The organism is Nonomuraea sediminis (assembly GCF_018531495.1).
GTDB lineage: Bacteria > Actinomycetota > Actinomycetes > Streptosporangiales > Streptosporangiaceae > Nonomuraea > Nonomuraea sediminis.
Map to the genome: position 1 here is coordinate 1 of NZ_JAHDTI010000029.1, position 23,560 is coordinate 23,560.

The 23,560-nt window shown below is 70.6% G+C and carries 29 protein-coding genes and 1 pseudogene; 12 read left to right on the forward strand and 18 right to left on the reverse strand.

Annotated elements, in window-relative coordinates; genetic code table 11:
• Window positions 1-362, reverse strand: a 362-nt coding sequence (locus KIK09_RS58850; RefSeq protein ID WP_250575422.1) for a helix-turn-helix domain-containing protein, incomplete at its 3' end; no start/stop codon positions are given.
• Between KIK09_RS58850 and KIK09_RS55905 the strand changes: the two genes are divergently transcribed.
• Window positions 319-1,125 carry a LysR family transcriptional regulator gene (locus KIK09_RS55905; RefSeq protein WP_250575423.1) on the forward strand — a complete coding sequence of 269 codons (807 nt, stop codon included), beginning with the start codon at window positions 319-321 and terminating at the stop codon, window positions 1,123-1,125. The genes KIK09_RS58850 and KIK09_RS55905 overlap by 44 nt on opposite strands.
• Before the next feature lie 41 nt (window positions 1,126-1,166).
• Here KIK09_RS55905 and KIK09_RS58855 read toward each other — a convergent pair.
• Window positions 1,167-2,291, reverse strand: a pseudogene (locus tag KIK09_RS58855) (amidohydrolase family protein); the annotation flags it as partial.
• Window positions 2,292-2,448: 157 nt separating this feature from the next.
• On the opposite strand from KIK09_RS58855, the gene KIK09_RS55910 reads away from it, so the two are divergent.
• The 3 genes from KIK09_RS55910 to KIK09_RS55920 are packed head-to-tail and all read left to right on the forward strand — an operon-like array spanning window position 2,449 to window position 3,866.
• Window positions 2,449-2,877, forward strand: a complete 429-nt coding sequence (locus KIK09_RS55910) for a DUF1761 domain-containing protein (protein ID WP_214327728.1) — start codon at window positions 2,449-2,451, stop codon at window positions 2,875-2,877.
• A gap of 33 nt (window positions 2,878-2,910) precedes the next feature.
• The gene (locus KIK09_RS55915) at window positions 2,911-3,285 is read left to right on the forward strand and encodes a hypothetical protein (RefSeq protein ID WP_214327729.1); all 375 of its coding nucleotides are present in this window, start codon (window positions 2,911-2,913) and stop codon (window positions 3,283-3,285) included.
• Window positions 3,285-3,866: a TetR/AcrR family transcriptional regulator gene (locus tag KIK09_RS55920; protein WP_214327730.1), complete on the forward strand. Its 582-nt coding sequence runs from the start codon at window positions 3,285-3,287 to the stop codon at window positions 3,864-3,866. Before KIK09_RS55915 ends, KIK09_RS55920 begins: the two co-directional genes overlap by 1 nt.
• On the opposite strand, the gene tsaA is transcribed toward KIK09_RS55920, so the two are convergent.
• A complete protein-coding gene (tsaA, locus tag KIK09_RS55925) occupies window positions 3,863-4,255 on the reverse strand; it encodes a tRNA (N6-threonylcarbamoyladenosine(37)-N6)-methyltransferase TrmO (protein ID WP_214327731.1) in 393 nt (130 codons plus the stop codon). The two genes, KIK09_RS55920 and tsaA, sit on opposite strands and share 4 nt — an antisense overlap.
• A gap of 119 nt (window positions 4,256-4,374) precedes the next feature.
• On the opposite strand from tsaA, the gene KIK09_RS55930 reads away from it, so the two are divergent.
• Window positions 4,375-5,067, forward strand: a complete 693-nt coding sequence (locus KIK09_RS55930; protein WP_250575424.1) for a hypothetical protein — start codon at window positions 4,375-4,377, stop codon at window positions 5,065-5,067.
• A 12-nt stretch (window positions 5,068-5,079) separates the two neighbouring features.
• On the opposite strand, the gene KIK09_RS55935 is transcribed toward KIK09_RS55930, so the two are convergent.
• Together KIK09_RS55935 and KIK09_RS55940 are read right to left on the reverse strand one after the other, a co-directional pair.
• The gene (locus KIK09_RS55935; RefSeq protein WP_214327733.1) at window positions 5,080-5,688 is read right to left on the reverse strand and encodes a tetratricopeptide repeat protein; all 609 of its coding nucleotides are present in this window, start codon (window positions 5,686-5,688) and stop codon (window positions 5,080-5,082) included.
• Between the two features lie 10 nt (window positions 5,689-5,698).
• Window positions 5,699-6,049: a winged helix-turn-helix transcriptional regulator gene (locus tag KIK09_RS55940; protein ID WP_214327734.1), complete on the reverse strand. Its 351-nt coding sequence runs from the start codon at window positions 6,047-6,049 to the stop codon at window positions 5,699-5,701.
• Window positions 6,050-6,109: 60 nt separating this feature from the next.
• Between KIK09_RS55940 and KIK09_RS55945 the strand changes: the two genes are divergently transcribed.
• Window positions 6,110-6,565: a luciferase domain-containing protein gene (locus tag KIK09_RS55945; protein ID WP_214327735.1), complete on the forward strand. Its 456-nt coding sequence runs from the start codon at window positions 6,110-6,112 to the stop codon at window positions 6,563-6,565.
• Here KIK09_RS55945 and lpdA read toward each other — a convergent pair.
• Together lpdA and KIK09_RS55955 are read right to left on the reverse strand one after the other, a co-directional pair.
• Window positions 6,547-7,926, reverse strand: coding sequence for a dihydrolipoyl dehydrogenase (lpdA, locus tag KIK09_RS55950; protein ID WP_214327736.1), 1,380 nt, complete (start codon window positions 7,924-7,926; stop codon window positions 6,547-6,549). The genes KIK09_RS55945 and lpdA overlap by 19 nt on opposite strands.
• Window positions 7,927-7,945: 19 nt before the next feature.
• Window positions 7,946-8,308 (reverse strand): tautomerase family protein, encoded by a 363-nt coding sequence (locus KIK09_RS55955; RefSeq protein ID WP_214327737.1) that lies wholly within the window; start codon window positions 8,306-8,308, stop codon window positions 7,946-7,948.
• A 19-nt stretch (window positions 8,309-8,327) separates the two neighbouring features.
• Between KIK09_RS55955 and KIK09_RS55960 the strand changes: the two genes are divergently transcribed.
• Window positions 8,328-8,978, forward strand: coding sequence for a response regulator (locus KIK09_RS55960; protein ID WP_214327738.1), 651 nt, complete (start codon window positions 8,328-8,330; stop codon window positions 8,976-8,978).
• 7 nt (window positions 8,979-8,985) lie between these two features.
• Window positions 8,986-10,038, forward strand: a complete 1,053-nt coding sequence (locus KIK09_RS55965; RefSeq protein ID WP_214327739.1) for a quinone-dependent dihydroorotate dehydrogenase — start codon at window positions 8,986-8,988, stop codon at window positions 10,036-10,038.
• Between the two features lie 7 nt (window positions 10,039-10,045).
• Here the strand turns inward: KIK09_RS55965 and KIK09_RS55970 are convergent, their stop codons facing one another.
• The 4 genes from KIK09_RS55970 to KIK09_RS55985 all read right to left on the reverse strand — a co-directional run bounded on the left by KIK09_RS55970 (window position 10,046) and on the right by KIK09_RS55985 (window position 13,887).
• Complete coding sequence (locus tag KIK09_RS55970) at window positions 10,046-11,644, reverse strand: beta-N-acetylhexosaminidase (protein ID WP_214327740.1); 1,599 nt, start codon at window positions 11,642-11,644, stop codon at window positions 10,046-10,048.
• Window positions 11,641-12,468 carry an N-acetylmuramoyl-L-alanine amidase gene (locus tag KIK09_RS55975; protein ID WP_214327741.1) on the reverse strand — a complete coding sequence of 276 codons (828 nt, stop codon included), beginning with the start codon at window positions 12,466-12,468 and terminating at the stop codon, window positions 11,641-11,643. The genes KIK09_RS55970 and KIK09_RS55975 overlap by 4 nt, the downstream gene beginning before the upstream one ends.
• Window positions 12,469-12,496: 28 nt before the next feature.
• Window positions 12,497-12,745 (reverse strand): hypothetical protein, encoded by a 249-nt coding sequence (locus KIK09_RS55980; protein ID WP_214327742.1) that lies wholly within the window; start codon window positions 12,743-12,745, stop codon window positions 12,497-12,499.
• Window positions 12,746-12,834: 89 nt separating this feature from the next.
• The gene (locus tag KIK09_RS55985; RefSeq protein WP_250575425.1) at window positions 12,835-13,887 is read right to left on the reverse strand and encodes a LacI family DNA-binding transcriptional regulator; all 1,053 of its coding nucleotides are present in this window, start codon (window positions 13,885-13,887) and stop codon (window positions 12,835-12,837) included.
• Window positions 13,888-14,096: 209 nt separating this feature from the next.
• On the opposite strand from KIK09_RS55985, the gene KIK09_RS55990 reads away from it, so the two are divergent.
• On the forward strand, window positions 14,097-14,684 hold the full coding sequence (locus KIK09_RS55990) for a TetR/AcrR family transcriptional regulator (RefSeq protein WP_214327744.1): 588 nt from the start codon (window positions 14,097-14,099) through the stop codon (window positions 14,682-14,684).
• Window positions 14,685-14,780: 96 nt separating this feature from the next.
• Here the strand turns inward: KIK09_RS55990 and bldC are convergent, their stop codons facing one another.
• Complete coding sequence (gene bldC, locus KIK09_RS55995; RefSeq protein ID WP_013133571.1) at window positions 14,781-14,984, reverse strand: developmental transcriptional regulator BldC; 204 nt, start codon at window positions 14,982-14,984, stop codon at window positions 14,781-14,783.
• 322 nt (window positions 14,985-15,306) lie between these two features.
• A complete protein-coding gene (locus KIK09_RS56000; RefSeq protein WP_214327745.1) occupies window positions 15,307-16,173 on the reverse strand; it encodes a DUF8083 family protein in 867 nt (288 codons plus the stop codon).
• Window positions 16,174-16,276: 103 nt separating this feature from the next.
• Between KIK09_RS56000 and KIK09_RS56005 the strand changes: the two genes are divergently transcribed.
• Entirely contained in the window at window positions 16,277-17,356 is a 1,080-nt protein-coding gene (locus tag KIK09_RS56005; RefSeq protein WP_214327746.1) for a Leu/Phe/Val dehydrogenase, read from the forward strand.
• A gap of 151 nt (window positions 17,357-17,507) precedes the next feature.
• Entirely contained in the window at window positions 17,508-17,738 is a 231-nt protein-coding gene (locus tag KIK09_RS56010) for a DUF3073 domain-containing protein (protein ID WP_214327747.1), read from the forward strand.
• Between the two features lie 218 nt (window positions 17,739-17,956).
• Here the strand turns inward: KIK09_RS56010 and purM are convergent, their stop codons facing one another.
• From purM to KIK09_RS56030, 4 genes are read right to left on the reverse strand one after another with little or no spacing between them, the layout of a single operon-like run.
• Window positions 17,957-18,985 carry a phosphoribosylformylglycinamidine cyclo-ligase gene (purM, locus tag KIK09_RS56015; protein ID WP_214327748.1) on the reverse strand — a complete coding sequence of 343 codons (1,029 nt, stop codon included), beginning with the start codon at window positions 18,983-18,985 and terminating at the stop codon, window positions 17,957-17,959.
• Entirely contained in the window at window positions 18,982-20,418 is a 1,437-nt protein-coding gene (gene purF / locus KIK09_RS56020; protein ID WP_214327749.1) for an amidophosphoribosyltransferase, read from the reverse strand. Before purF ends, purM begins: the two co-directional genes overlap by 4 nt.
• A gap of 54 nt (window positions 20,419-20,472) precedes the next feature.
• Complete coding sequence (locus KIK09_RS56025; RefSeq protein WP_214327750.1) at window positions 20,473-21,213, reverse strand: SDR family NAD(P)-dependent oxidoreductase; 741 nt, start codon at window positions 21,211-21,213, stop codon at window positions 20,473-20,475.
• A 37-nt stretch (window positions 21,214-21,250) separates the two neighbouring features.
• Window positions 21,251-21,709 carry a MarR family winged helix-turn-helix transcriptional regulator gene (locus KIK09_RS56030; protein WP_214327751.1) on the reverse strand — a complete coding sequence of 153 codons (459 nt, stop codon included), beginning with the start codon at window positions 21,707-21,709 and terminating at the stop codon, window positions 21,251-21,253.
• Window positions 21,710-21,850: 141 nt separating this feature from the next.
• Here KIK09_RS56030 and KIK09_RS56035 point away from each other — a divergent pair, with 141 nt between their 5' ends.
• Window positions 21,851-23,113: a DUF4190 domain-containing protein gene (locus tag KIK09_RS56035; protein WP_214327752.1), complete on the forward strand. Its 1,263-nt coding sequence runs from the start codon at window positions 21,851-21,853 to the stop codon at window positions 23,111-23,113.
• Here KIK09_RS56035 and KIK09_RS56040 read toward each other — a convergent pair.
• The gene (locus KIK09_RS56040; RefSeq protein WP_214327753.1) at window positions 23,110-23,556 is read right to left on the reverse strand and encodes a sterol carrier family protein; all 447 of its coding nucleotides are present in this window, start codon (window positions 23,554-23,556) and stop codon (window positions 23,110-23,112) included. The two genes, KIK09_RS56035 and KIK09_RS56040, sit on opposite strands and share 4 nt — an antisense overlap.
• Window positions 23,557-23,560 lie beyond the last annotated feature (4 nt).

Sequence of the window (23,560 nt, forward strand, 5' to 3'; positions counted from 1 at the left end):
CCGCGCTTACGCCACGTCGGCTTGCGGTGGGTCTTGCCGAAGAAGTTCGCCATGGCCTGCGCGAAGTCCTTCAGGGCTTGCTGTTGGACGGTGATCGACCCGGCTCGCAGCCATTCGTTGTCTGCTCGCGCTTCGGTCAACTGGCGGCACTGCTCCGCGAACCCGGGCGCGGACTTCAGGCCTGGACGCCAGTGGGCGTGCTGCTCGACCGCGAGGTTCCAGACAAAACGCGCATGCCCGCAATGCTCCAGCAGCACCCGCTCCTGGACAGGCGAGACGCTGGCCGAGGAGCTGCACTTCGGCCGGGCCGCGGAGCGGATGTACCTGTCCCAGTCGCGGGTGAGCCAGACCATCCGCGCCATGGAGACGCGCGTGGGCGGGCGGCTGTTCGAACGCACCTCCCGTCGCGTGCGGCTGACCCCGCTGGGTGAGCGGCTGCGCGACGGGCTGCGCCCCGGGTTCGACCAGATCCACCTGGCGCTGGCCGAGGCCAGGGAGATCGCCTCGGGGATCACCGGCGAGCTGCGGGTCAGCCTGCTCAACTTCGCCGCCGGCGGCCCGTCGTTCTCGCAGGTCGTCCGGGCCTTCACCACGGCTCACCCGGGGTGCGAGGTCGTGGTGTACGAGGCGTTCCCCGGCGAGGCGCTGCCCCGGCTGCGCCGCGGCGAGCTGGACGCCGTCGCCCACTGGCTGCCGATCCGGCAGCCCGACCTGGTCGTCGGCCCCGTCCTCATGCGCGAGGAGCGCGCGCTGGCGGTGCGGGACGGCCACCCGCTGGCCGAGCGCGGCTACGCCACCCTCGAGGACCTCGGCGGCGAGCACGTGATCGACGCCACCGGCATGCTGCCGCCCGAGACGCTGGAGGTCGTCTACCCGCTCCCGGCCAGGCGCCGCGGCGCGGAGGGGCGGATGATCGAGGTGCTGTCGCTGGTGGCGCGCGGCGAGATCGTCCACCCGACGGTGGCCTCGCTGGCCGACTACTACACTCATCCCGGCGTCCGCGTGATCCCGCTGCGTGGGCTGCCGCCGTTGGAGAGCGCGCTGATCTGGTCCGCCGAGCGCGAAACCGCCGCGGTCCGCGCGTTCGCCTCCATGGTCTGGCCGGACACCGGCTCGCCCAGCTGAAGCACCAGCCAGATCCGCGCGCGATCGCGCAGAACGCCCGGGTCGGCCAGCGGGTCGCCGTCCACCACGACCAGGTCCGCGAGCTTCCCGGGTTCGACGGTGCCGAGCCGGTCGTCCAGCCCGAGCGCGCGTGCCGCGGTCGCCGTCGCCGCGACCAGGGTCTCGGCGGGGCTCATCCCGTGACGGACCATGCGCACGATCTCCGTCGCCGCGTCGGAGAACGGCTGCCAGTCGTGGCCCAGGGCGATCGGGACGCCCGCCGTACGGGCCGCTTCGAGCGTACGGCAGGCCTCGTCGAGATTCCGTCTGGCCAGGTCGGCCAGCCGCGGCGTCCACCCGGGCTCCTCGGCGACGCCGTAGTAGCACGACAGGGTGGGCACCAGGACCTGGCCTGCGGCGGCCATCAGGTCCAGCAGCTCGGGGCGCTGGTGCAGGTACATCCCGTGCTCGATGGTGTCCGCGCCGAGCCTGACGGCCAGCTCCGTGCCCGCGAGCCCCTCCGCGTGCGCGGCCACCCGGTAGCCGAGGCGGTGCGCCTCGTCGACCACCGCGGCCACCTCCGCCTCGGTCAGCTGCGCGGGTAGCGGGTCCTCCAGCTCGACCGAGCGCGCCCCGGTGGTCATCACCTTGACGAAGTCAGCGCCGCGCCGCAGCTGCTCGCGCACCGCCTTGCGCACCTCGTCGGGGCCGTCGGCCTCGCGGTACATCCCGTCGAAGAACCGGCCGCCGGGCGCGGTCGCCGACACGATCCGGCCGCACGTCAGCAGCCGCGGCCCGCGGAAGGCCCCGTACCGCATCGCCTGCCGCGCCGCCACCACCGCGTCGCCGTACGACCCGACGTCGCGCAGCGTGGTGAACCCCATCCGCAGCGTCTCCCGCAGCCGCGCGCCCAGGAAGTGCGCGCTCGTCTCCGGCCACAGCGGCTCCGCCCCCTCCTCCGGCCGCGGCGGCTTCACGAACACGTGCGCGTGCGCGTCGATCATCCCCGGCATGACGGTACGGCCGGCCACGTCGATCACGTCCGCCCCGGGTGGCACCGCATCCGCGGCACGCCCCATCCGGGTGATCACCCCGTCCTCGATCAGGATCCCCGCACCCGCGCGGACCGGCCCGCCGGTGCCATCGAACAGCCGGGCATTCGTCAGCCAAAGGTTCATGCCCCTCATCGTCGGCGGCCGGGCCGGCCGGAACAACGGCGCTCTGCTCACGGCATCGATGCGTGAGGCTCATCGCTGGCATGACGAGAACGTCGTTGCTGCCGCTGTGTGACCCCGATCACGATGGCCCCTGACAGGCAACTTCCTGGACAAAGGAGCTCCAACGATGAGAGTCAACTACTGGGCCGTGGGGGCGGCGGCGGTGACGACGCTCGTGGCCAGCGCCGTGTACTACATCGTCTTCGGCGGGGTGTGGGCCTCGCTCCGCGGTGTTGCCCCCGCGCCGCCGCACGCCTGGGAACTCGTCGCCCAGCTCGGCAGGAACGTCCTGGAGATCGTCATCCTGGCGGTGCTGCTCAACCGGCTCCAGGCCGGCACGCGCAGGCAGGCCTTCGGGTACGCGCTACTGATCTGGCTCGGCTTCCAGGCGATGATGATCGCCGGCTCGGTGCTCCACGAGGGCTACCCGATCGGCCTCTACCTCCTGCACGTCGGCGACGCCCTCATGACCACCCTGCTGGCCACCTTCATCCTCACCCTCCGCTTCCGCCGCGCCGGAGCCGCCCCAGGCCGCGCGGCTGTCATTGACGGTTGACAGCAATTTATCCACGCGAATAAATTTATTCGCATGGATAACAAACTGCGGAACCTGTTCGTCGCGATGCTCGTCGTCTCGGTGGCGGCCCTCGGTGTCGCCGCGGTGCTCGGCGCGGAATGGCCCGTCTGGGTGCGCGGGGGAGCGGTGGCCGCCGCCTCGGCCTGGCTGATCTCGCTGACCGGTCAGGCCAGGCGCGGCAGCAGGTCGGCCTACCTGCGGATCCGGTGGATATCGATGATCGCGCCGCTGGGCATCGTGCTGATCATCGTCGCGCCCGACAGCGGGTTCCCCGTCTGGATGAAGGCCGAGCAGGGCGTGGTGGGCCTGCTGCTGATCGCCGTCGCCGTCCTGGTCAACCGCCCCGCCGTACGGCAGGCCTATGCCAGGCGTGGCAAGCTGGGGTGATGCGCGCGGCGACCAGGGAGGCGGCCACTCAGGCCCGCAAGGCCCAGATCATGGAGGCGACCATCGCCGTCCTGGCCGAGCGCGGCTACGCCGCGACCACGTTCGAGGCGATCTGCGAGCAGGCGGGGCTGAGCAGCAAGCGGCTCATCTCCTACCACTTCTCCAGCAAGGACGAGCTGATGGCGGCCATCTCCGGCCAGGTGGTCGCGGACGCGGCGGCGTTCATGCGGCCCGCGCTCGACGCCGCGGAAGGCGCCCGCGAGCAGCTGGTGGCCTTCATCCGTTCGAACGTGGCCTTCCTGGCCGCCTATCCCGGCCATGTGCGGGCGCTCCAGCAGATCGTCCTCAACGGTGTCCCCGGATGGGACTCCGAGAGCGACGCGGCCGCGGACAGGCTGGCCGCGATGTTCGACCACGGCCAGCGCAGCGGGGCGTTCCGGCGCTTCGACAGCCGGCTGATGGCCATGACCCTGCGGGCCGCCATCGACGCGGCGGCATCCCGGCTGCTCGACGAGCCGGACCCGGAGGCCTGCGCGGACGAGCTGGTCGAGACGTTCGACAGGGCGACCAGGCCCGACTAGCCGATCACCGGCTTGAGGTCGACGATGGGGGTGCCGTCCAGTGCCTCCAGGTCGTTGACCAGGAGGGTCGTGCCCGAGACCGCCAGCACCGTGACCGGGTGGAGGCCGATCGGGTTCGGGCGGTGGGGAGAGCGGGTGCTGAAGACGCCAGTGAGCGGCTTGGCGGCGTCGCCGCGCGGGCGAACGGCGAGCACGCTCCTGTCGGCGCGGTCCAGCCAGGTCAGCACGATCAGGCGGTCGCCGGGGCGGATGTCCTTCAGACCCTCGCGCACGGACTCCTCGAACTCCAGCCTGGCCTCGGGACCGCCTTCCGTGCCCTGCTTGGGGGCCGCGGACGCGTCCGTGAGCGGGGAACGGACCACCCCGATCGGGGTCAGTTCGAAGTCCATGAAAGCGATCTTTCTCCCACAAGAACGGGCTTGGCAAGTTCAGGTAGTGCTGGCACTACCCATGAACCCTCGTCCTGGCGCCAATGTGGCGGGGACGCCGCGACGGTTGGATTTCCCGCATGAACACAACTTCTGTGCCGGGGCGCTGGGTCGAGGGTGTGGGGCTGCTGCTCGGACCGCTCTTCCTGCTGGCCGGCGTGCTGACCCGGGTCGACGTGGGTGGGGACTTCTTCCCCTATCAGCTGGCCGCCTACGCCAGGGAACCTGAGCGGATGGTGGTGTCCTACAGCCTGTTCGCGGTGGGCGTGGTGCTGCTGTGGCCCGCGGCCACCGCGGTGGCCAGGCTGTGCGGGCCGGGATGGGGGAGGTGGGGGCTGACGCTGGTGGTGCTCGGGCTGTTCGGCCGGGCGTTCCACCTCGGGGTGAGCCATCTGGCCTTCCACCTGGTGGACGTGCTCGGGCTCGCCCAGGCCACGAAGGTCGTGGAGTCGACCTACGGCGCCTTCCACGTCTTCAAGGCGGTCAACGTCGCGATCATGGGCGGGTGGCTGGTGCTGGCGATCGGCGCGTTCAGGGCCAAGGCGCTGCCCGTCTGGCGGTGCGCGGCACTGGCGCTGGGGCTCGGGCTGCCGCTCGGCGTGCTGAAGGGCAGCAGCGACCCGATCTCGTTCGTGGCCGTCGCCGGCCTGATCGTGGCCATGGCACCGCTCGGGATCAGGGTGCTGCGGGAAGGGCCCGCACCGCGCTGGTGGGCCGTCGGCCTGGTGGTCGCCTTCATCCCCGCGGCGTTCTGGCTCGGCCTGCAAGGCTGAGCCGCGGCCGGTTCATCCCTGGAGGTGAGATCGGGCCTCCTCGATCTGGCGGGTGATGGCGTCGGCGCCCGAGGTCGAGGCCAGGTCCGTCGCCTCGTCGAGGATCTTGGCGGGGTCTCCACCTTCGGCGGCGGTGATGTAGGCGAGACCGACCAGGTTCGCGGCGACTCCTGGGAGGAAGCCCAGCGAGCGGCGCAGCCGTACCGACTCCTCGAGCAGTTCGCGGGCCTGCGGCAGGTTGCCCGCGTGGTGCTCGGCGATGCCGAGGTGGCGCAGCGCGTAGGAGGCGGTGAGCTCGTCGCCCGCCCGGCGGGCCAGCTCCAGCGACCGTGTCAGCTCCTCCGAGCCGGTCTCCCCGCGGACGACCTGCTGGAAGCAGCCGATCCAGAACCGGGCCTCGCCCTGGCCGCGCACGTGGCCGAGCCGCCGGTAGAGCTCAAGGGCCCGCTCGAACAGCGGCAGTTCGTCCGGGCTCTCGCCCTCCCCGGCGACGAAGCGGGCGTGCGCCACCCGCCCCCGCTTCATGCACAGGTCGGCTTCCATCGCGTCGAGCCGCCGGTCGGCCTCGTCAAGAGCCGCGGCGTCGCCGCCGAAGACGGCCCGCTCGTACAGGTGCTCCATGCCCGACACCCTAGCCAGCCGCGGCGTCGTAGGCCTCGCGGGCGGCCGCGACCTCGGCCAGGTGCTCCTCCGACCAGCCGTGCAGGGTGCGGAAGACGGGCACGAGGGTCCTGCTCAGGTCGCTGATCTCGTACTCCACCCGGGGCGGGATCTCGGCGTGGTAGGTGCGGACGACCAGCCCGTCGCGCTCCAGTTGCCGCAGCCGCTGCGTGAGCACCTTGGGCGTGATCGACGGCAGCAGCCGGTGCAACTCGTTGAAGCGCAACCGCCCGTGGTGCTCAAGCACCCAGATGATCGGCGTGGTCCACCGGCTGAACAGCAGGTCGACCACCGGGCTGATGGGGCAGGCGTCCTCGGTCACGCGAACTCCTAGGCACTATCCTCTAGGTAACTACTATACCTGGGAAAGTACCGTGGAGGCATGGAGCTTCCCGAGCGCACAGGGGACAGGCCCGAGACGGGCCCCGAAGTGCCCCACATCCAGTTCACCCAGACCAGCCCGCCCGAGATCCGCGAGAGCGTCAGGCAGTGGCTGTCCGCGCTGCCCGGCACCGTCACGGGCCGCAGCGAGATCTCCGTGCCGACCAGCTACGCGGTGTTCACGCCCGCGGCGGCCCGGGACGCCGTCCTGATGCCGCCGCGCCAGAGCGCCGAGTTCGTCCACGTGCACGCCGACGGCAGCCTCCACCTCAGCCTGGATCCGGCCGACCACGCGGCGTTCCTGGCCTCGGGGTGGGGCGAGAAGCACCCGCTGTACGACCGGGGCGTCAACGTGGTGATGTTCTACGCCCCGCGCGACGAGGCAGAGGTGGAGGTGGCCAAGACCGTGGTGGCGGCCTCCTACGCGTACGCGACGGGTCACATGTTGATCATGTGACCGGCCAGGCCGTGGATCGCCTCCTTGACCGCTTCGCCGAGGGTCGGGTGGGCGTGCACGTTGCGGGCGACCTCGTGCACCGTCAGGTCCCACTGCTGGGCCAGGGTCAGCTCGGGCAGCAGCTCGGTCACCTCGGGCCCGATCAGGTGGGCGCCGAGCAGCTCGCCGTACTGCTCGTCAGAGATGATCTTGACGAAGCCGTTGGCGTCGCCCAGGCCGTGGGCCTTGCCGTTGGCGGTGAAGGGGAACTTGGCGACCTTGACGTCGTAGCCGAGGTCACGGGCCTGGGCCTCGGTGTAGCCGAAGCTGGCGATCTGCGGCTGGCAGTAGGTGGCCCGCGGGATCATCACGAAGTCCACCTCCATGGTCTCCGCGCCGCCGATCGTCTCCGCAGCGATGATGGCCATCGCCTCGGCGGCGTGGGCCAGCATGAGCTTGGCCGTGACGTCGCCGATGGCGTAGATGTGCGGCACGTTGGTCCTGCCGCGGCCGTCGACGGCGATCGCGCCGCGGTCGGTCAGGGCGACGCCGGTCTTCTCCAGACCGTAACCGTCGACGCGCGGCGCGAAGCCGATCGCCTGCAGCACCTTGTCGGCCTCCAGGACCTGCTGCTGCCCGTCACGCGAGACGGTGACGCGCACGTTCGAGCCGGTGTCCTCGATGCCCTCCACCTTGGTGGAGGTGAGCACCTCGATGCCGAGCCGCTTGTAGCGCTTGGCCAGCTCGGCGGAGACCTCCGCGTCCTCGGTCGGCACGGCCCGGTCGAGGAACTCCACGATCGTCACCTTGACGCCGTAGTTGTGCAGAACGTAGGCGAACTCGACGCCGATCGCGCCCGCGCCGGCGATGATGATCGAGCCGGGCAGCTGGTCGCTGAGGATCTGCTCCTCGTAGGTCACCACGCGATCCGACAGCGAGGTGCCGGGGATCAGCCGGGTCGTGGCGCCGGTGGCGATGATGCAGTTGTCGAACGTGATCGTCTCGCCGTTCACCTGGAGGGTGTTGGCGTCAAGGAAGGTGCCGCGACCGTCGTACTCGGTGATGGCGTTCTTCTTCATCAGGTAGTGGACGCCCTTGACGCGGCCGTCGGCCACCTTGCGGCTGCGGTCGAAGGCGGCGCCGTAGTCGAAGCTCACCTCACCGGAGATGCCGAAGGTCTTGGCCTCCTTGGTGAAGATGTGCGCCAGCTCGGCATTGCGCAGCAGCGCCTTGGAGGGGATACATCCCACGTTGAGGCAGACGCCACCCCAGTACTTCTCCTCGATCACCGCGGCGCGGAGACCCAGCTGGGCGGCGCGGACGGCGGCCGTGTACCCGCCGGGCCCAGCGCCGAGGACGACTACGTCATAGTGAGTGCTCATACCCCGGAGATTACTGGGGTCAGACCTCTACCTTGTACGGCAGGCTCAGCTCCTCCGCGGGCACGCCGCGGATCCCCCAGTTCACCATGGGCATCTCGATGACGGTGATCTCGACGTCGTCGAACACCTCGGAGATCGCCCGCACCAGAGCGCGCTTGGCCTCGTCGCTGCGCCCGGTGAAGCAGACCACCTCGACGATCAGGTAGCGCTCGGAGCGCTGCGGGCAGACGAAGTCGTCGGGATCCATCAGGAAGAAGCGGTGGAAGCGCTTGTCCTCGGGGATGCCCCACGCGCTGACCAGGCACGCCTGCAGCGCGTCCGAGATCTCCCGCTGCCGTCCCGCCCACACCTCACGCCGGCCGTACACCTTCACCTGTGCCATGTCGGCCAATATAGAGGGCGTGATCCGACTGCTGCTGGCTGACGACGAAGCCATGATCCGCGCCGGCGTCCGGGCGATCCTGGCCGCCGACCCCGAGCTGGACGTGGTGGCCGAGGCGGCCGACGGCCGGCAGGCCGTGGATCTCACCCTGAGCCACCACCCGGACGTCGTCCTGCTCGACATCCGCATGCCCAAGCTGGACGGCCTGTCCGCGGCGGCGGAGCTGAAGCGGGTGGCCCCGCGCACCGCCGTGGTGATGTTGACCACGTTCGGCGAGGACGACTACATCGCCAAGGCGCTCGACGTGGGCGCGAGCGGCTTCCTGCTGAAGTCGGGCGACCCGCGCGAGCTGCTGGCCGGCATCCACGCCGTGGCCGACGGCGCCGCCTACCTGTCGCCGAAGGTCGCCCAGCGGGTCATCAGCCAGCTGGCCGGTGGCCGGATGGCCCGCGGCGCCCAGGCCCGCGACCGCATCGAAGGCCTCACCGAGCGGGAACGGGAGGTGCTCGCCCTGCTCGGCGCCGGGATGTCCAACGCCGAGATCGCCCGCGAGCTGCACATCGTGGAGGGCACGGTCAAGGCCTACGTGAGCGCCATCCTCACGCGGCTCGACGTGCGCAACCGGGTGCAAGCCGCGATCGTCGCCCATGAGGCGGGATTGGTAACCTGAACCCCTGATGTACCGCATGCTGTTCGCGCTGGTCCTGCGCCGTTTCGACGCCGAGACCGTGCACCACCTCACCGTACGGGCGTTCGCCGTCCTGTCCACGCTGCCGCTGGTCAAGCGGTGGCTCTACAAGGCGTTGGCGCCCCAGGACCCCGCCCTGCGCGTCAGCGCGTTCGGCGTGCACTTCCCCGGGCCGCTCGGCCTGGCCGCCGGCTTCGACAAGGACGCCGCCTGCGCCGAGGGCGTGGCCGCGGTCGGGTTCGGCCACGTCGAGGTCGGCACGATCACCGCGCACGGCCAGCCGGGCAACCCGCGCCCCCGCCTGTTCCGCGAGGTGTCGCAACGCGCGGTCATCAACCGGATGGGCTTCAACAACTACGGCGCCGCGGCCGCCGCCAGGCGCCTGCGCCGCACCCGCGGCCTGCCCGTGGTGGTCGGCGTCAACATCGGCAAGACCAAGGTGGTGCCCGAGTCCGAGGCCGCCGCCGACTACGTGACCAGCGCCAAGATCCTCGCCCCGCTGGCCGACTACCTGGTCGTCAACGTCAGCTCGCCCAACACGCCGGGCCTGCGCAACCTGCAGGCCGTCGAGCTGCTGCGCCCGCTGCTCAAGTCGGTCAAGGACGTGGCCGACGCCACGCCCCGCCGCACCCCGCTGCTGGTCAAGATCGCCCCCGACCTGGCCGACGAGGACGTGGACGCGGTCGCCGACCTGGCCATCGAGCTCGGCCTCGACGGCATCATCGCGACCAACACCACGATCAGGCACGGCGGCCAGGCGGGCGGCCTGTCGGGCCGCCCGCTGAAGGCCCGCTCGCTCGAGGTGCTGCGCCGGCTGCGCGCCCGCGTCGGCGACCGGCTCACCCTGGTGTCCGTGGGCGGCGTCGAGGACGTCGACGACGTCTGGGAGCGCCTGCTCGCCGGCGCCACCCTGGTCCAGGGCTACACCGGCTGGGTGTACGGCGGGCCGCTGTGGGCCTCCCGCATCCACCGCCAGCTGTCCCGGCGCCTGCGCCGCCACGGCCACAAGTCCGTCACCGAGGTGATCGGCAAGACCGCCTAGCCAGGGGCTACATGCTCGGCCTGGTCGACTCGGCGCTGCGGGTCATCTGCTCCAGATGGTTCATGACGTCGGAGACCCGGACCACGCCAGGGCGGTGCGGGCGCCTGCGCTGCCACGGCTTGGGGCCGTCGAGCGGGCGGTATTCGACGCCGATCGCGTCCAGGCGGCCCAGGTGCTCGGCCAGCCGTACGTCGAAGTCGTCGCCGGCCGCGCCGGACCAGGCGACCTCGGCCAGCGCGCAGGCGCGCGGCCAGGCGCGGTAGTCCAGCACCCGCGGGTCGGTGATGCGCTCGCTCCACAGCTGGGCCTGGGCGCCGACCACGCGCTCGCGCTCCTGCGCGGCCCAGCCGGCGGGAGCGGGGGAGAAGGCGGCCACGTCGGCGACCGTGATCGTGTCGCCGATGGCCATCGGTTCGTCGGGCGTGGCGGACTCGGCGTAGTCGAAGTACAGCGGGAAGACTGACGTGGCGATGACGTCGTGGCCGGCGGCGGCGGCCCTGCGGCCCACGCCCATCCCGCGCCAGGGCATCACCAGCGTGTCGGGCCGCAGCTCGCCGCTGACGAACGCCTCGTCCCACACCACGGCCCTGGTGCCGCGTTCGGCCAGCACATCGGCCAGCCGGCGCAGGAACCACGCCTGCAGCTCGGCCGCCGAGCCCAGGCCGAGCGACTCGCGGTAGGCGGTGATCTCCCGCGAGGCGGCCCAGTCGTCCAGCACCACCTCGTCGCCGCCGATGTGCACGTACGGCGTCTCGCCCAGCGCGCCGAGCAGCTCGTCGAAGATCGTGGTGAGGAACTCCACCGTGGGCGGCAGCGGCGACAGGATGCCGGGGGAGATGCCCCACCGGTCCAGCACCCGGTACTCGCCCGGCCGGGAGGCGAACGACGGGTAGGCCGCCAGGATCGCCGAGGCGTGCCCCGGCACGTCGATCTCGGGCACGATCGTGACCGCCCTGGCCCGCGCGTAGGCGGCGATCTCGGCCAGGTCCGCCAGCGTGTAGTGGCCGCCGTGCGGCACGTCGTCGTAGGTGTCGGGCTCGCGCCAGTGGTTGGTGGCCGTGCGCGGCCGGTGCGAGGCCACCTCGTGCAGCAGCGGGAAGGCCGGGCTCTCCACCCGCCAGCCCTGGTCGTCGACCAGGTGCAGGTGCAGACGGTTCAGCTTGTGCACCGCCATCAGGTCCACCATCCGGAGCACCTCCCGTTTGGGCAGGAAATGCCGGGCCACGTCCAGGTGGAGCCCCCGCCAGGAGAAGCGCGGCGCGTCCTCGATCCGCACGCCGGGAACGTGCCACGGCCCGCCGGGCACGGCACGGAACGACTCGTCGGGCAGCAACTGATGCAGCGACTGGGCCGCGTAGAAGGCGCCCGCGGGACCGCCCGCCGCGATCTCCACGCCGCGGGAGCCGGCCGTCAGCCGGTAGGCCTCGGGCCCCAGCTCCTGGTCGAGCCGCAGATCCACCGCCCCGGCGTCACCCGGGCGCAGGTCCAGGGCGGGCAGCGCCAGCCGTACGGGATCGATCAGGTCGGCGGGGCCGGAGACGATCGCGCCGGTGGACAGCTCGTAGGAACCTGACAGGTCGCTGCGCAGCCGAGGGCGAGGGATCATGCCTTCAGATAGTGCTGCAAACCATTCGCGAGCGCCATTGCGATCTTCTGCCGGAACCGCGGGTCCTGGAACTTGGCCGCGTCACCGGGGTTCTTCATGTTGCCGCACTCCACGAACACCTTCGGCACGGTCGACAGGTTGAGCCCGCCGAGGTCGTCGCGGAAGTTGAGGGCGTTCTTGCCGATGTAGGTGGAGTAAGGGATGCCGGTGCCCTGAATGAAGGCGTCGCGGACGGCCAGGCCCAAGGTGCGGGACTTGCCCACCACGGCGTCGACCGGGCCGTTGATCCTCTTCGGCATGATCACGTGGAAGCCATGGTCCTTCGGGGCGGCGCCGTCGGCGTGCACGGACAGCGCGGCGTCGGCCTTGGCCCTGTTGCCGATCGCGGCACGCTCGGTGATGCACGGGCCCACGCTGTCGTTGTCGGACCTGGTCAGCTTCACCGTCGCGCCCCGGTCCTGGAGGATCTTCTTCATCCTGTTGGAGACGTCCCAGGAGAAGGCGGCCTCGGTGTAGTGGCTGACGGTGTCGGTGCCGGTCGTGTCGCAGGGCTTCTTCTTGGTCAGCACGTCGACCAGCTGGTTGATCTGCTTGGGCGCGCGATAATTGCCCCCGTTGTGCCCGGGGTCGATGACGATGACCTTGCCCTGCAGCGGCTTGGCCGCGAGCTTGGCCACCGGCTTGGCGGCGGGCTTTCCTGCCTGCGCGGCGGGTGCCTGGAGGGGGGCTCTACCCGGCGCGGCGGCGTCACCCTCGGCGACACCACCGCACGCGGCGGCGGTCAGGGCGCAGAGAGTCAGGACGGAGGCTGGGAGTGCACGCATGCACCCCACGTTACGTCATCGTGACCGTTCACCAGACGTGTTCGCCAACCTCCTGGCGCTGGAGCAGTGCCGCCAGCTCCCGTGCGTCCTCGGCGTCGAGCCCGAGTACCACGCGCGGGCGACCCCACGGGTGGTCGAGGGAGTGGGCGACGTAGCTGGCGACGGATTCCGCGCCGACGTCCGTGCCCCTCCCTCGGCCCGCCCGATAGTGCGCCCAGGCCCGCTCGAGCTCGGCGGCGGCTCGCTGGGCGCACGACACCAATTCAGGATCACGCATGACTGTTCCCCCGGATCAGACGTAGTGACCCTGAGTAGTTAACTCCCGGGAGTCCAGGGGGCCGAGGGTGTTGACCAGGCCTTGGCGCGCTATTGGGCGGGTCCCGTGCTGCGTCGCACGATCAGATCAGGAGTCACCTGCCGCAGCCGCGCGACCTTGCCGGGATCTCCGATCCGGTCGCTGAGCAGGGCGGCAGCCGACCGGCCCATGGTGCGGCGGGGCTGGTCGACGGAGGTGAGCGAGACGTGGCGGGATGACGACAGGAGGGTGTTGTCGTAGCCGACCACTGACAAGTCTTCCGGCACTCGCAGGCCCAGTTCGCCGGCGGCCGAGAGCACGCCGAGCGCTACCACGTCATTGGCGGCGAAGATCGCCGTAGGCCTGGGTTCGCGGGTCAGCAGGGCGATGGCCGCCTGCCTGCCGCCTTCTTCGGTCGACTCCGCGTGCTCGACCATGATGTACGGAGCCAGGGCGTGCCTGCGCATCGCCACGAGGTAGCCCTCGCAGCGGGAGGAGCGCACGCCCTCGATGTGCGCGATCCGCTTGTGGCCGAGTTCGACCAGGTGGTCGATGGCCAGGCGGGCGCCGAGCTGGTCGTCGTCGACCACGACGTCGACGCCGTCGAGCTCGATGTCACGTTCCCCGACGACGACCGTCGGGGTGTAGCTGGTGGCCTCGATCAGCGTCTCGCTGGTCGGCGCGATGCCTAAGAGCACCAGCCCGTCGACCCTGAGCTCGAGGAACGCCTCCACGGCCTCGTCCTCGAACGCCGGATCCCACTGGCTGTTGCCGATCAGCATGCGCAGGCCGTCGCCGTGCAGGCTCTCCTGCAGTCCGTCGAGCAGCTCGGCGTAGAACGGGTTGTGCAGGTCGGCCACCAGCGCGCCGACGAGGTGCGTGCGGCCCTCGACGAGGCTGCGCGCCACCGCGTTCGGCCGGTAGCCGAGTTCGCGTGCGGCCTGCAGCACGGCTTGGCGCCGGTGCTCGCTCACGTGCGGCGAGCCCCGGAGCACGAGAGATACCAGCGATTTGGAGACGCCGGCACGCTCGGCGACGTTACGGATGGTGGGTCTGGGCCGAGGCAAACCGTCTACCTCTCGGAGCTCGGCGATAGTTGAAGTGTTGACGGGCGGTCCTGACATGTGTCTCCCCCGCGATGCGAAGTTGGGCACCTGTCTCACCAAACGATCGAGTCCGCCGCAGGGTACGGCCTCGGTTCGGGTAAAGCTGATATTGACCGCGCCCCCACAGGTCAGCTATCGGGTTCGGCGTCGGCTACTGTGCAGATGTGACACCAGGTACCCGGGCTCCCCGGCGGCGGCTGAGTGTTGATCGCCGGCGTGAGGAGCTCATGACGGCCGCCCTGGAGCTCTTCAGCACGCGGGATGCGGAAGACGTCTCGATCGACGACGTGGCCTCGGCGGCCGGAGCGTCCAGAGCCCTGGTCTACCACTACTTCGGTGGCAAGCAGGAGCTCTACGTGGCCGCGTTGAAGAGCGCGGCCGAGCAACTGGAGTCGCGGCTGCGGCCGCAGGAGCACGGCAGGCCGCTCGACGAACTGGCCTCCGGGCTGAGGCGGTACTTCGACTTCGTCGAGGAGCACGCCGCGGGATTCGCCGCGCTGCTGCGCGGCGGGCCCGCCAACAGGGCGGGCGAGGTCGGCGAGATCGTCGACGGGGTACGGCGGCGCCTGTTCCGCATGATCCAGAAGCAGATGCGGGTCGAGGCGCCGAGCCCGGTGCTGCGCACGACCCTGCGCTCGTGGATCGCCTCGGTCGAGACCGCGGGCCTCGACTGGCTCGAACATCGCGACATCGAGCGCCCCACGCTCGAGAAGATGCTCGTCGACCACATGATCGCGCTACTGGGTGTCGCCGCGAACTACGATGAGGACGTCCGCCGGCTGTTCGAACTGCTGGTTCAGGAGCAGCTCGGCTGAGCGGCCACCTGAGGTGAGGAAGGATGGCGCCGGGCGGGCGGCGCCAACTCCCCATTACGACACGACGTCGTTCAACCCCCCTGAGGCAGGGGGGCTCTACTCCGAGCGCTGCTGCGGAATCCCCGCGAGCAGTGCGCGAACCTCGGTCTCCCGGTAGCGCCGGTGACCGCCGAGGGTACGAATCGACGTCAACTTGCCCGCCTTCGCCCACCGCGTAACGGTCTTGGGGTCGACCCTGAACATGGTCGCGACCTCAGCGGGCGTGAGCAGTGGCTCGGCCTCGGGTGTACGAGCTGACATTTGTGCGGCCTCTCCTCCGTGTGGACCGGCTTCGCGATCCTGCGACTGCCTTTGCGCGTGTCACGGATGTCCCCCTATGGCCCGTAGCGTGCGGCTTTTCTGAGCCATATGCGGCATCACCCGAAGTGACCATACCGCCACGCAGAGCGATTGGCGAGTCCTTCTTTGACCCAACTGCCCGCCCACATGGCGATGTCACGCTCGGTGATTCTAGCGACACGTTTCGTGGTATCGCAGTGAAAACGGCAAACTACTCAGTTCGCAGAAGCCAGCAGCCGCGACGCTTGACCTACTCATGCAGGTCAGACGGTCGTAATGGGGCTCAGTTGGCAGATTCCAGAAGTTGCATTGACTTCCAACGCAAGATCACCCGTTGGTACATGGCGAAGGCAAGTTCTTCTTGACCCGTGTCCAACCCCGTCAGAGCCGCCGAAAGCTCCGCCACGGACTGATCCGCCTGCAGCGCGTCGTCGTTCATCAGGTGCACCAGCCCGCCGTAGTCGAGCTCGACCAGCGAGTGCGGGTGGAACTCCTCCAGCCAGCGCGCCACGTCCTCCACGTCGAGCGCGGCCGAGAGCTCCTCGCCCAGATGCCTGCGCAGCACCTGCAGCGCCCTGGCGGCCCGGCGCCTGGCCTGCGCCATGGAGGTGACATAGATCAGGTTGCGCCCGGTGGCCGTCGTCACGTCCTGACCCAGCGTGGCCGAGCCCAGCACCAGCCAGCGCTCGTTGCCGTCGAAGGGCACGAACCAGGACGGGGGCACGTGCCAGGCCGTGGTGCGGATGTGGGTGCGCAAGGAGGACGAGCCGCCGGTGCGCTTGAAGCGGTCGAAGTCGTCGGCCGTCTGTTCCGCGATCGCCTTGGGCACGAGACGGTCCATCAGCTTCACGGGAGTGCTGCCACGCAGCCTTGAGAAGGCCAGCCACGAACGAAGACGGGTCTGCCAAGGACAGACGTACAAGCGATCCTCAACGCGCCGTAGATAGGCGTTGGGGCTCTCCTGTGCGGGTGCGGGGTGCGGGGGCACGCCGAGCAGGCGCATGACGGACTCGCCGTGCTCGGCTTGCAGGGCGTTGGCGCGGCGGGGGCGGTCGCGCGATTCGGCGTAGTCGGCCCACATCTTGCGGTCGGTCTCGGCGAACGCGGTCAGCGGCTCGTATACGCGGAGGTACGCGGCATAGGGCAGCACGGAGGCATCGTGTCATGAAGACACCCTGCTTGCACCGTTGTGACTACGCTGAGAGGCGATCTCCGCCGCAAAGGGGCGGCGGACCGGACAGGGAGTCACAACAGTGACCGACGTCTTTGGATCGTCCCACAAGGACGTACATGAGCAGGTCGTGTTCTGTTCCGACGAGCAGAGCGGCCTACAGGCGATCATCGCCATCCACAACACCGCACTCGGGCCCGCGCTCGGGGGCACCCGGTTCTATCCCTACGACAGCGAGCAGGCGGCCCTGGCCGACGTGCTCAACCTCGCCAAGGGGATGTCCTACAAGAACGCGCTGGCCGGGCTCGACCTCGGCGGCGGCAAGGCGGTCATCATCGGCGACCCCGCCACGATGAAGTCCGAGGCGCTGCTGCGGGCCTACGGCCGCTTCGTCGAGTCGCTCGGCGGCCGCTACATCACCGCGTGCGACGTGGGCACCTACAGCGAGGACATGGACATCGTGGCCCGCGAGTCACGCTTCGTCACCGGGCGCACGCTGGCGCACGGCGGCGCGGGAGACTCCTCCATCCTGACCGCCTTCGGCGTCTTCCAGGGCATGCGCGCCTCCGCCGAGCACGCGTACGGCACGCCGTCCCTGCACGGCAGGCGCGTCGGGGTCGAGGGCGTGGGCAAGGTGGGCCACCGCCTGGTCGACCACCTGATCGAGGACGGCGCCGAGGTGGTGATCTGCGACGTCAGCCCCGAGGCCGTGGCCAGGGTCCGCCAGCGCCACCCCCAGGTGGAGGTGGTCGCCGACGCGCTCGAGCTCACCGCGGCCGACATCGACGTCTTCGCCCCCTGCGCGCTTGGCGGTGCGCTGGACGACGAGACGGTGGCCAGGCTCCGTGCGAAGGTCGTCTGCGGTGCGGCCAACAACCAACTGGCCCACCCGGGCGTGGAGAAGCAGCTCGCCGACCGCGGGATCCTCTACGCGCCCGACTACGTGGTCAACTCCGGCGGCGTCATCCAGGTCGCGGACGAGATCGAGGGCTTCAGCATGGAACGCGCCAGAGCCAAGGCGACCCAGATCTATGACACGACTCTGAAGATCTTCGGAATAGCCGCTGAAGAGGGAGTACCGCCGGCGGTCGCAGCCGATAGGCTGGCAGAGCGCAGAATGTCGGAAGTCGGGCGAATTAGGGCCATTTGGCTGGGCCGCTGACGCCCCGCGCCCATACGACGTACCGAGCTGGGCACAAAACAGGTACGGTAATAGGCGAACGATAGGCTGACGCCCGAAGTCAGGTGGCGTCAGTGTGTGGTGCGTTAGCGACGAGGGGTCGGGGACGACCCCACACGAGGGGGTCGAGCCAATGGGGCGCGGCCGAGCAAAGGCCAAGCAGGTCAAGGTTGCTCGCCAGCTGAAGTACAACAGCGGTGGCACAGATCTTGACCGTCTTCGCGATGAACTCGGGGTCGGAGACTCCAACAGCAACGACGACGCCGACGACCTCAACGACGAGCTGGCGGATCGCTACGCCGATTACGCCGACGACTACGGCGCCGAGGACGACGACGACAACCGTCGGCCCGGCCGCCGATAGCCGCTTTCAGGTTGATGTAGACCCGCACCCGGTGTGACCCGCACACCGGGTGCGAGTCTGCGCGCCCACGTTGAGGTCTCAAGCGATGTTCGCCGTTGCGGCAGGTCTTCCATTGCCGTACGGCAGGCCGCCCAGCCGCCAGTCACCGAACTGCGGCTGGGCCCTGTCCAGGGAGACGCTCCTGCGGCGATGCGGGCTGCCCGCCGTTACGACGCCCCCTACCCGGCGTAGCGGGCCTGGCCCGAGCCGGGCACGATCTCACCGAGAACCCAGGCGGGCACGTCACGCCCGGCGAGGAACCGGATCGCCGCGTCGGCCACGTCGGCGGGGACGATCGCGGCCATGCCGACACCCAGGTTGAACGTGCGGTCCATGGCCTGCTGCGCGATGTCGCCGTGCCCGGCGAGCACCTCGAAGATCGCCGGAGGAGTCCACGAGCCGCGGTCGAGAACCGCGTCCAGGTCCGACGGCAGGGAACGCGACAGGTTGCCCTCCAGGCCGCCGCCCGTGATGTGCGCGTAGGCGTGCACCTCGAGCTCGCGGGCCAGCGCCAGGCAGTCGAGCGAGTAGATCCTGGTGGGCTCGAGCAGTTCCTCGCCCAGCGGGCGGCCCAGCTCGGGCAGCACCACCTCCAGCGACAGGCCCGCCTGCTTCAGCACGTGGCGCACCAGCGAGTAGCCGTTGGAGTGGATCCCGGAGGAGGCCAGGCCGAGCACGGCGTCGCCCTCCCTGACCCGGGACGGGCCGAGCATCGCGTCGGCCTCCACCACTCCGGTGCCGGCGCCGGCCAGGTCGTACTCGTCGGGACCCATGGCCCCCGGGTGCTCGGCCGTCTCGCCGCCCACCAGCGCGGCGCCCGCCAGGCGGCAGCCCTCGGCCACGCCGCCCACGATCTCCGCGATCCGCTCGGGGACCACCTTGCCGCAGGCGACGTAGTCGGTCATGAACAGCGGCTCCGCGCCGCACACCACGAGGTCGTCCAGGACCATGCCGACCAGGTCGATGCCGATCGTGTCGTGCTTGCCGTACTGCTGGGCGAGCATGACCTTGGTGCCGACGCCGTCGGTGGAGGTCGCGAGCAGCGGGCGCCTGTAGCGCAGCAGCGCCGAGGCGTCGAACAGGCCGGCGAAGCCGCTGGCGTCGTCGACCACCTCGGGCCTGCGCGAGCGGGCCACCTTGGACTTCATCAACTCGACGGCCCGCTCACCGGCCTCGATGTCGACGCCGGCTGCTTCGTAGGTACTCACTGACTGTTCTCCAGCACGTACTTGCCCACGTTGTCCTGGTCGACGGGGATCGGGTACGAGCCGTCGAAGCAGGCCCGGCACAGGCGCTCCGCCGGGATCGTGGTCGCCGCGGTCAGGCCCTCGAGGGAGATGTAGCCGAGCGAGTCGGCGCCGAGCGAGGCGCGGATCTCCTCCACCGACAGCGACCCGGCGATGAGCTCGGCCCTGGTGGCGAAGTCGATGCCGTAGAAGCACGGCCAGGCCACCGGCGGCGAGGAGATGCGCACGTGGACCTCGCGGGCGCCGGCCTCGCGCAGCATCTTCACGATCGCGCGCTGGGTGTTGCCGCGCACGATCGAGTCGTCCACGACGACCAGGCGCTTGCCCTCGACGACCTCGCGCAGCGGGTTGAGCTTGAGGCGGATGCCGAGCTGGCGGATGGTCTGCGACGGCTGGATGAAGGTGCGGCCCACGTAGGAGTTCTTGACCAGGCCCTGCCCGTAGGGGATCCCGCTCTCCTCGGCGTAGCCGACGGCGGCGGGGGTGCCCGACTCGGGCGTGGGGATGACCAGGTCGGCCTCGACCGGGTGCTCGCGGGCCAGCACGCGGCCGACCTCGACCCTGGTGACCTGCACGCCGCGGCCCGCGATCGTGGTGTCGGGGCGGGCCAGGTAGACGTACTCGAACAGGCAGCCCTTGGGCTCGGCCAGCGCGAAGCGGCGCGAGCGCACGCCGCGCTCGTCGATGGTGAGCAGCTCGCCCGGCTCGACCTCGCGCACGAACGTGGCGCCGACGATGTCGAGCGCCGCGGTCTCGGAGGCCACCACCCAGCCGCTGGACAGGCGGCCGAGCACCAGCGGGCGGATGCCCTGCGGATCGCGGGCGGCGTAGAGCGTCTTCTCGTTCATGAAGACCAGGCAGTAGGCGCCCTTGACCTGCGGCAGCAGCTCGGCCGCCGCGTCCTCGATGGACCGTGAGCGGTCCTGGGCGAGCAGCGTGGTCAGGACCTCGGTGTCGGTGGTGGCCCTGATGACCCCCGGAGCCAGCCGCTCGGCCAGCTCGGGGGTGTTGATCAGGTTGCCGTTGTGCGCGAGCGCGAGCCCGCCGACCTCGGTGGAGCTCAGCGTGGGTTGCGCGTTCTCCCACACGCTCGAGCCGGTCGTGGAGTAGCGGCAGTGGCCGACGGCCAGGTGGCCGCGCAGGGTGCCGAGCACGGACTCGTCGAAGACCTGGGCCACCAGGCCCATGTCCTTGTAGACGAGAATCCGGCTGCCCTCACTGACCGCGATGCCCGCGGACTCCTGGCCGCGGTGCTGCAACGCGTACAGCCCGTAGTAGGTGAGTTTGGACACTTCCTCGCCTGGCGCCCACACTCCGAAGACGCCACAGGCGTCCTGCGGTGCGCGATCGTGGGGGTCCAGGTCATGGCCGAGTCGGCCGTCGCCCTTCAGCACGTGGTTCAGTCTAGGTCGGCGACCTCACTACTTGCACACCCGGGTCCGGGCTGGTCACACGTGGACGCTGCGGCCCGCGTTGGAGCCGTCCCTGACGATCTCGCCGGTCAGGTTGCGGTTCTGCTCCGAGCCGAGGAACAGCAGCAGCGCTGCCGCGTCCTCGGCCGTCGACAGCCTCCTGCTCGGCGTCTTAGCGGCGATCCCGTCGAGCACCGCCTGGGGGAGGAAGTCGCGCTCCGTGATCGTCAGCCCCGCGGCCAGCACGTTGACCAGGACACCGTCGCCTCCCGCCTGCCAGGCCAGCGTCCGTGCCAGGCCGTGCAGCGCCGCCTTGGCCGAGCCGTACGGCCCGGATCCGGGGGTGCCCTCCTCGGCGATACCCGAGGAGACCAGCACGATCCGGCCGAAACCCTTCTCCCGCATCCCCGGCAGCACGGACTGGACGAGCACGACGTTGCCCACGACGTTGGCGTGCAGCATCTCCGTCCAGTGTTCCGCGGGGACGTCCTCGAAGGCCTCCTGCGAGGGCCCCGTGCCGCCCCACAGCACCGCGTTGGCGATCAACGAGTCGAACGGCCCCGCCTCGGCGACCACCGCCCTGATGCCGTCATGGTCGGCCAGGTCCAGATGTACGGCTCGCGCCTGGCCGCCCGCCTGCTCGATCTCCTTGACCACCCGCTCGGCCCTGTCGGGACCGGTGTTGTAGGTGAGGGTGACACGGTGTCCCGCCCGGCCGAAAGCGCGAGCGGTGGCGGCCCCGATGCCCGAGGAACCGCCGGTAACCAGAACGTGCATGATGCACTCCCTTTGAATTAGCCAACTAATTAGCCAGCTAATCGCAGGGGGTCATCTTCGGCAAGCCGTGTTCGCCCTCAGCGGACGGGCAGGCCCACAGCGCACCGATGAGGCGGGTCATGGTCCGGCGGTCCTCCGGGTCGAGCTGGGCGAGCAACTCCTCGTCGGTCCTGCGCCAGATCTCCTCGACCGGACGCTGCAGCGCCTTGCCCGCCTCGGTGAGGTGCACGTGGCTCAGCCTGGGGCGCTTGGGATCGGGGGTCCTGTGCACGAAGCCGGAGCGCTCCAGCCGCTGCAGGGCCTTGGTCACCGTGGGCGGCTCGACGCCCAGGCGGGAGATCAGCTCGCTCTGCGACAGGCCGTCCTCGCGCCACAACTGGTTGAGCAGCATCTCCTGGCCCACGTGCAGGCCCAGCTCCGACAGCTCGGACGCGATCCGGTACCGGTGCACCTTGGTGATCTTGATGAGGGCGTAGGTGAGGGTCTCGTCGAGCATGCTCCCATCTTGCCTTTCGCCAGCGATTTTGGCGCATGGTGACCCAAGCCTGGACGGGGTCTTACCGTGTCGTCCGGCTTGGTCGGCGGGTCGCGCGAAAAGGTGGGGTATCCGGCTTGTAGACCCGTCCGGGAGAGCGACGTGACCACACCTGGGGACCCGAACCAGCCTCCTCCCTTCAACGGCGAGCCCACGCCGCCGCCGCGGGAGCCCGCTCCCGACGCGGGATCCGCCTCGCCGGGGTGGGCGGCGAGCGGGTGGCCGGTGGACGATCCGTCAGGCAGCGGTCCCGCGGGCTCCGACTGGACGCCCGGCGAGTGGTCGACCGCGGAGCCGCCGTCGTGGAGCGAGCCGTGGCCGTGGGACAAGCCCGCCCAGGCCTCCGCCCAGGACCGGCCCTCGGACACCCCTTCTGAAGAGCCCGAGCAGCCTCCGGCCCAGCAGCCGCCGACCACCCCCGAGTCCCAGCAGCCTCCGGCGCGGGCCCCTGAACCCGAGCAGCCGGGGTGGCAGGAGCCGGCCGGGCCTCCCGGGCAGCCCGACAGCGACGCGGAGCGGACCGCCGCGTTCCCGGCTCCCGGATCGACCCCGTCGTACCCGGGCTGGGACCGGGACGCGACCGAACCCGAGCAGCCGCCCACGACTCCCACCCCGTCGCGCTACGAGCCGCCGACGCCTCCTCCCGCGGAGCCGTACCGCTCGCCGTACGAGGGCGGGCCGAAGGAGTACGGCCCGTCGGACACCTACGGCGAGGGCCGGCCGCCGGAAGGCCAGGGCCAGCCGGGCTGGCCGGGCCAGCAGCCGGGAGGCCAAGGACAGCCCGGAGGCCAAGGACAGCCGGGAGAGCCGCAGCCGGGTGAGCAGCCCGGGGCGCCGCAGCAGCCGCAGCAGCCGCAGCAGCCCGGTCCGTCCGGCGGGACCGAGGAGGGTCGCCCGACGCCGGGAGCGCAGCCGTACGGCGGCCCCGAGCAGGCCGTCCCCGGCACCACCCCGTCGAGCCCGTACGGCGGCCCCCCGGGATACGGTCCGCCCGCCGGGGGAGCCGTCTACCAGCCGCCGCCTGGCGGCGCGGGACAGTATCCGCCGGACTGGCAGCCCGCCAAGGCGGGCAACGGCCTGGCCACGGCCGCGCTGGTGCTGGGCATCGTGAGCATCTTCCTGGTCTTCGTCTGCGGCATCGGCGTGATCACCGCGATCGTCGCGATCATCCTCGGCTGCGTCGCGCTGGCCAGGGGCGTCGGCAAGGGCAAGGCCATCACCGGCATCGTCATCAGCGTGCTCTCGCTCATCGTGGTGACCGTCGGCGCCGTGTGGTTCTTCAACATCGTCCAGGAATGCAGCCGCCTGCCCGGAGAGCTGGCCAACAGGTGCATCGAGGACCGCCTGCCCTGGATGCGCCGCTAAATCCCGCTAACGGGCAGGTGGTCGGACAGGTCGGCCCGGGCGCCGCTCGCCGAGACGGCGCCCGAGGCCACCGCCTCGTCCCAGGTGATCCGCCCGAGGGCCAGCCAGATCCACGTCCGCGCGTCGGTCTCCACCACGTTGGGCGGCGTGCCCCGCGTGTGCCGGGGACCCTCGATCGCCTGCACCGCCGCGTGCGGCGGCACCCGCACCTCCACCGTGCGCCCCGGCGCCGCCCCGGCCAGCCGCTCGAGCAGGTGCCGTACGGCCAGCCGTACAGCCGCCCGCTCGGGCTCGAGCCCGCGGTCGTAGGCCGCGACCACCGCGGCGATCAGGGCGTCGGCCAGCGCGGAAGCCGGCCCGTCGTAGGCCGGGGAGTCGAGCGCGATCAGCTGCGCGTCCAGCGCGGCCCGCAGTTTCTCCGGGTCGATCTTTCGAGGTGCCACCCGA

Coding starts and splice junctions, on each gene's coding strand:
- KIK09_RS55905 (WP_250575423.1), top strand. CDS start 319: ATGTACCTGTCCCAGTCGCGGGTGAGCCAGACCATCCGCGCCATGGAG.
- KIK09_RS55910 (WP_214327728.1), top strand. CDS start 2,449: ATGAGAGTCAACTACTGGGCCGTGGGGGCGGCGGCGGTGACGACGCTC.
- KIK09_RS55915 (WP_214327729.1), top strand. CDS start 2,911: ATGGATAACAAACTGCGGAACCTGTTCGTCGCGATGCTCGTCGTCTCG.
- KIK09_RS55920 (WP_214327730.1), top strand. CDS start 3,285: ATGCGCGCGGCGACCAGGGAGGCGGCCACTCAGGCCCGCAAGGCCCAG.
- tsaA (WP_214327731.1), bottom strand. CDS start 4,255: ATGGACTTCGAACTGACCCCGATCGGGGTGGTCCGTTCCCCGCTCACG.
- KIK09_RS55930 (WP_250575424.1), top strand. CDS start 4,375: ATGAACACAACTTCTGTGCCGGGGCGCTGGGTCGAGGGTGTGGGGCTG.
- KIK09_RS55935 (WP_214327733.1), bottom strand. CDS start 5,688: ATGGAGCACCTGTACGAGCGGGCCGTCTTCGGCGGCGACGCCGCGGCT.
- KIK09_RS55945 (WP_214327735.1), top strand. CDS start 6,110: ATGGAGCTTCCCGAGCGCACAGGGGACAGGCCCGAGACGGGCCCCGAA.
- lpdA (WP_214327736.1), bottom strand. CDS start 7,926: ATGAGCACTCACTATGACGTAGTCGTCCTCGGCGCTGGGCCCGGCGGG.
- KIK09_RS55955 (WP_214327737.1), bottom strand. CDS start 8,308: ATGGCACAGGTGAAGGTGTACGGCCGGCGTGAGGTGTGGGCGGGACGG.
- KIK09_RS55965 (WP_214327739.1), top strand. CDS start 8,986: ATGTACCGCATGCTGTTCGCGCTGGTCCTGCGCCGTTTCGACGCCGAG.
- KIK09_RS55970 (WP_214327740.1), bottom strand. CDS start 11,644: ATGATCCCTCGCCCTCGGCTGCGCAGCGACCTGTCAGGTTCCTACGAG.
- KIK09_RS55975 (WP_214327741.1), bottom strand. CDS start 12,468: ATGCGTGCACTCCCAGCCTCCGTCCTGACTCTCTGCGCCCTGACCGCC.
- KIK09_RS55980 (WP_214327742.1), bottom strand. CDS start 12,745: ATGCGTGATCCTGAATTGGTGTCGTGCGCCCAGCGAGCCGCCGCCGAG.
- KIK09_RS55985 (WP_250575425.1), bottom strand. CDS start 13,887: ATGTCAGGACCGCCCGTCAACACTTCAACTATCGCCGAGCTCCGAGAG.
- KIK09_RS55990 (WP_214327744.1), top strand. CDS start 14,097: ATGACGGCCGCCCTGGAGCTCTTCAGCACGCGGGATGCGGAAGACGTC.
- bldC (WP_013133571.1), bottom strand. CDS start 14,984: ATGTCAGCTCGTACACCCGAGGCCGAGCCACTGCTCACGCCCGCTGAG.
- KIK09_RS56010 (WP_214327747.1), top strand. CDS start 17,508: ATGGGGCGCGGCCGAGCAAAGGCCAAGCAGGTCAAGGTTGCTCGCCAG.
- KIK09_RS56025 (WP_214327750.1), bottom strand. CDS start 21,213: ATGCACGTTCTGGTTACCGGCGGTTCCTCGGGCATCGGGGCCGCCACC.
- KIK09_RS56030 (WP_214327751.1), bottom strand. CDS start 21,709: ATGCTCGACGAGACCCTCACCTACGCCCTCATCAAGATCACCAAGGTG.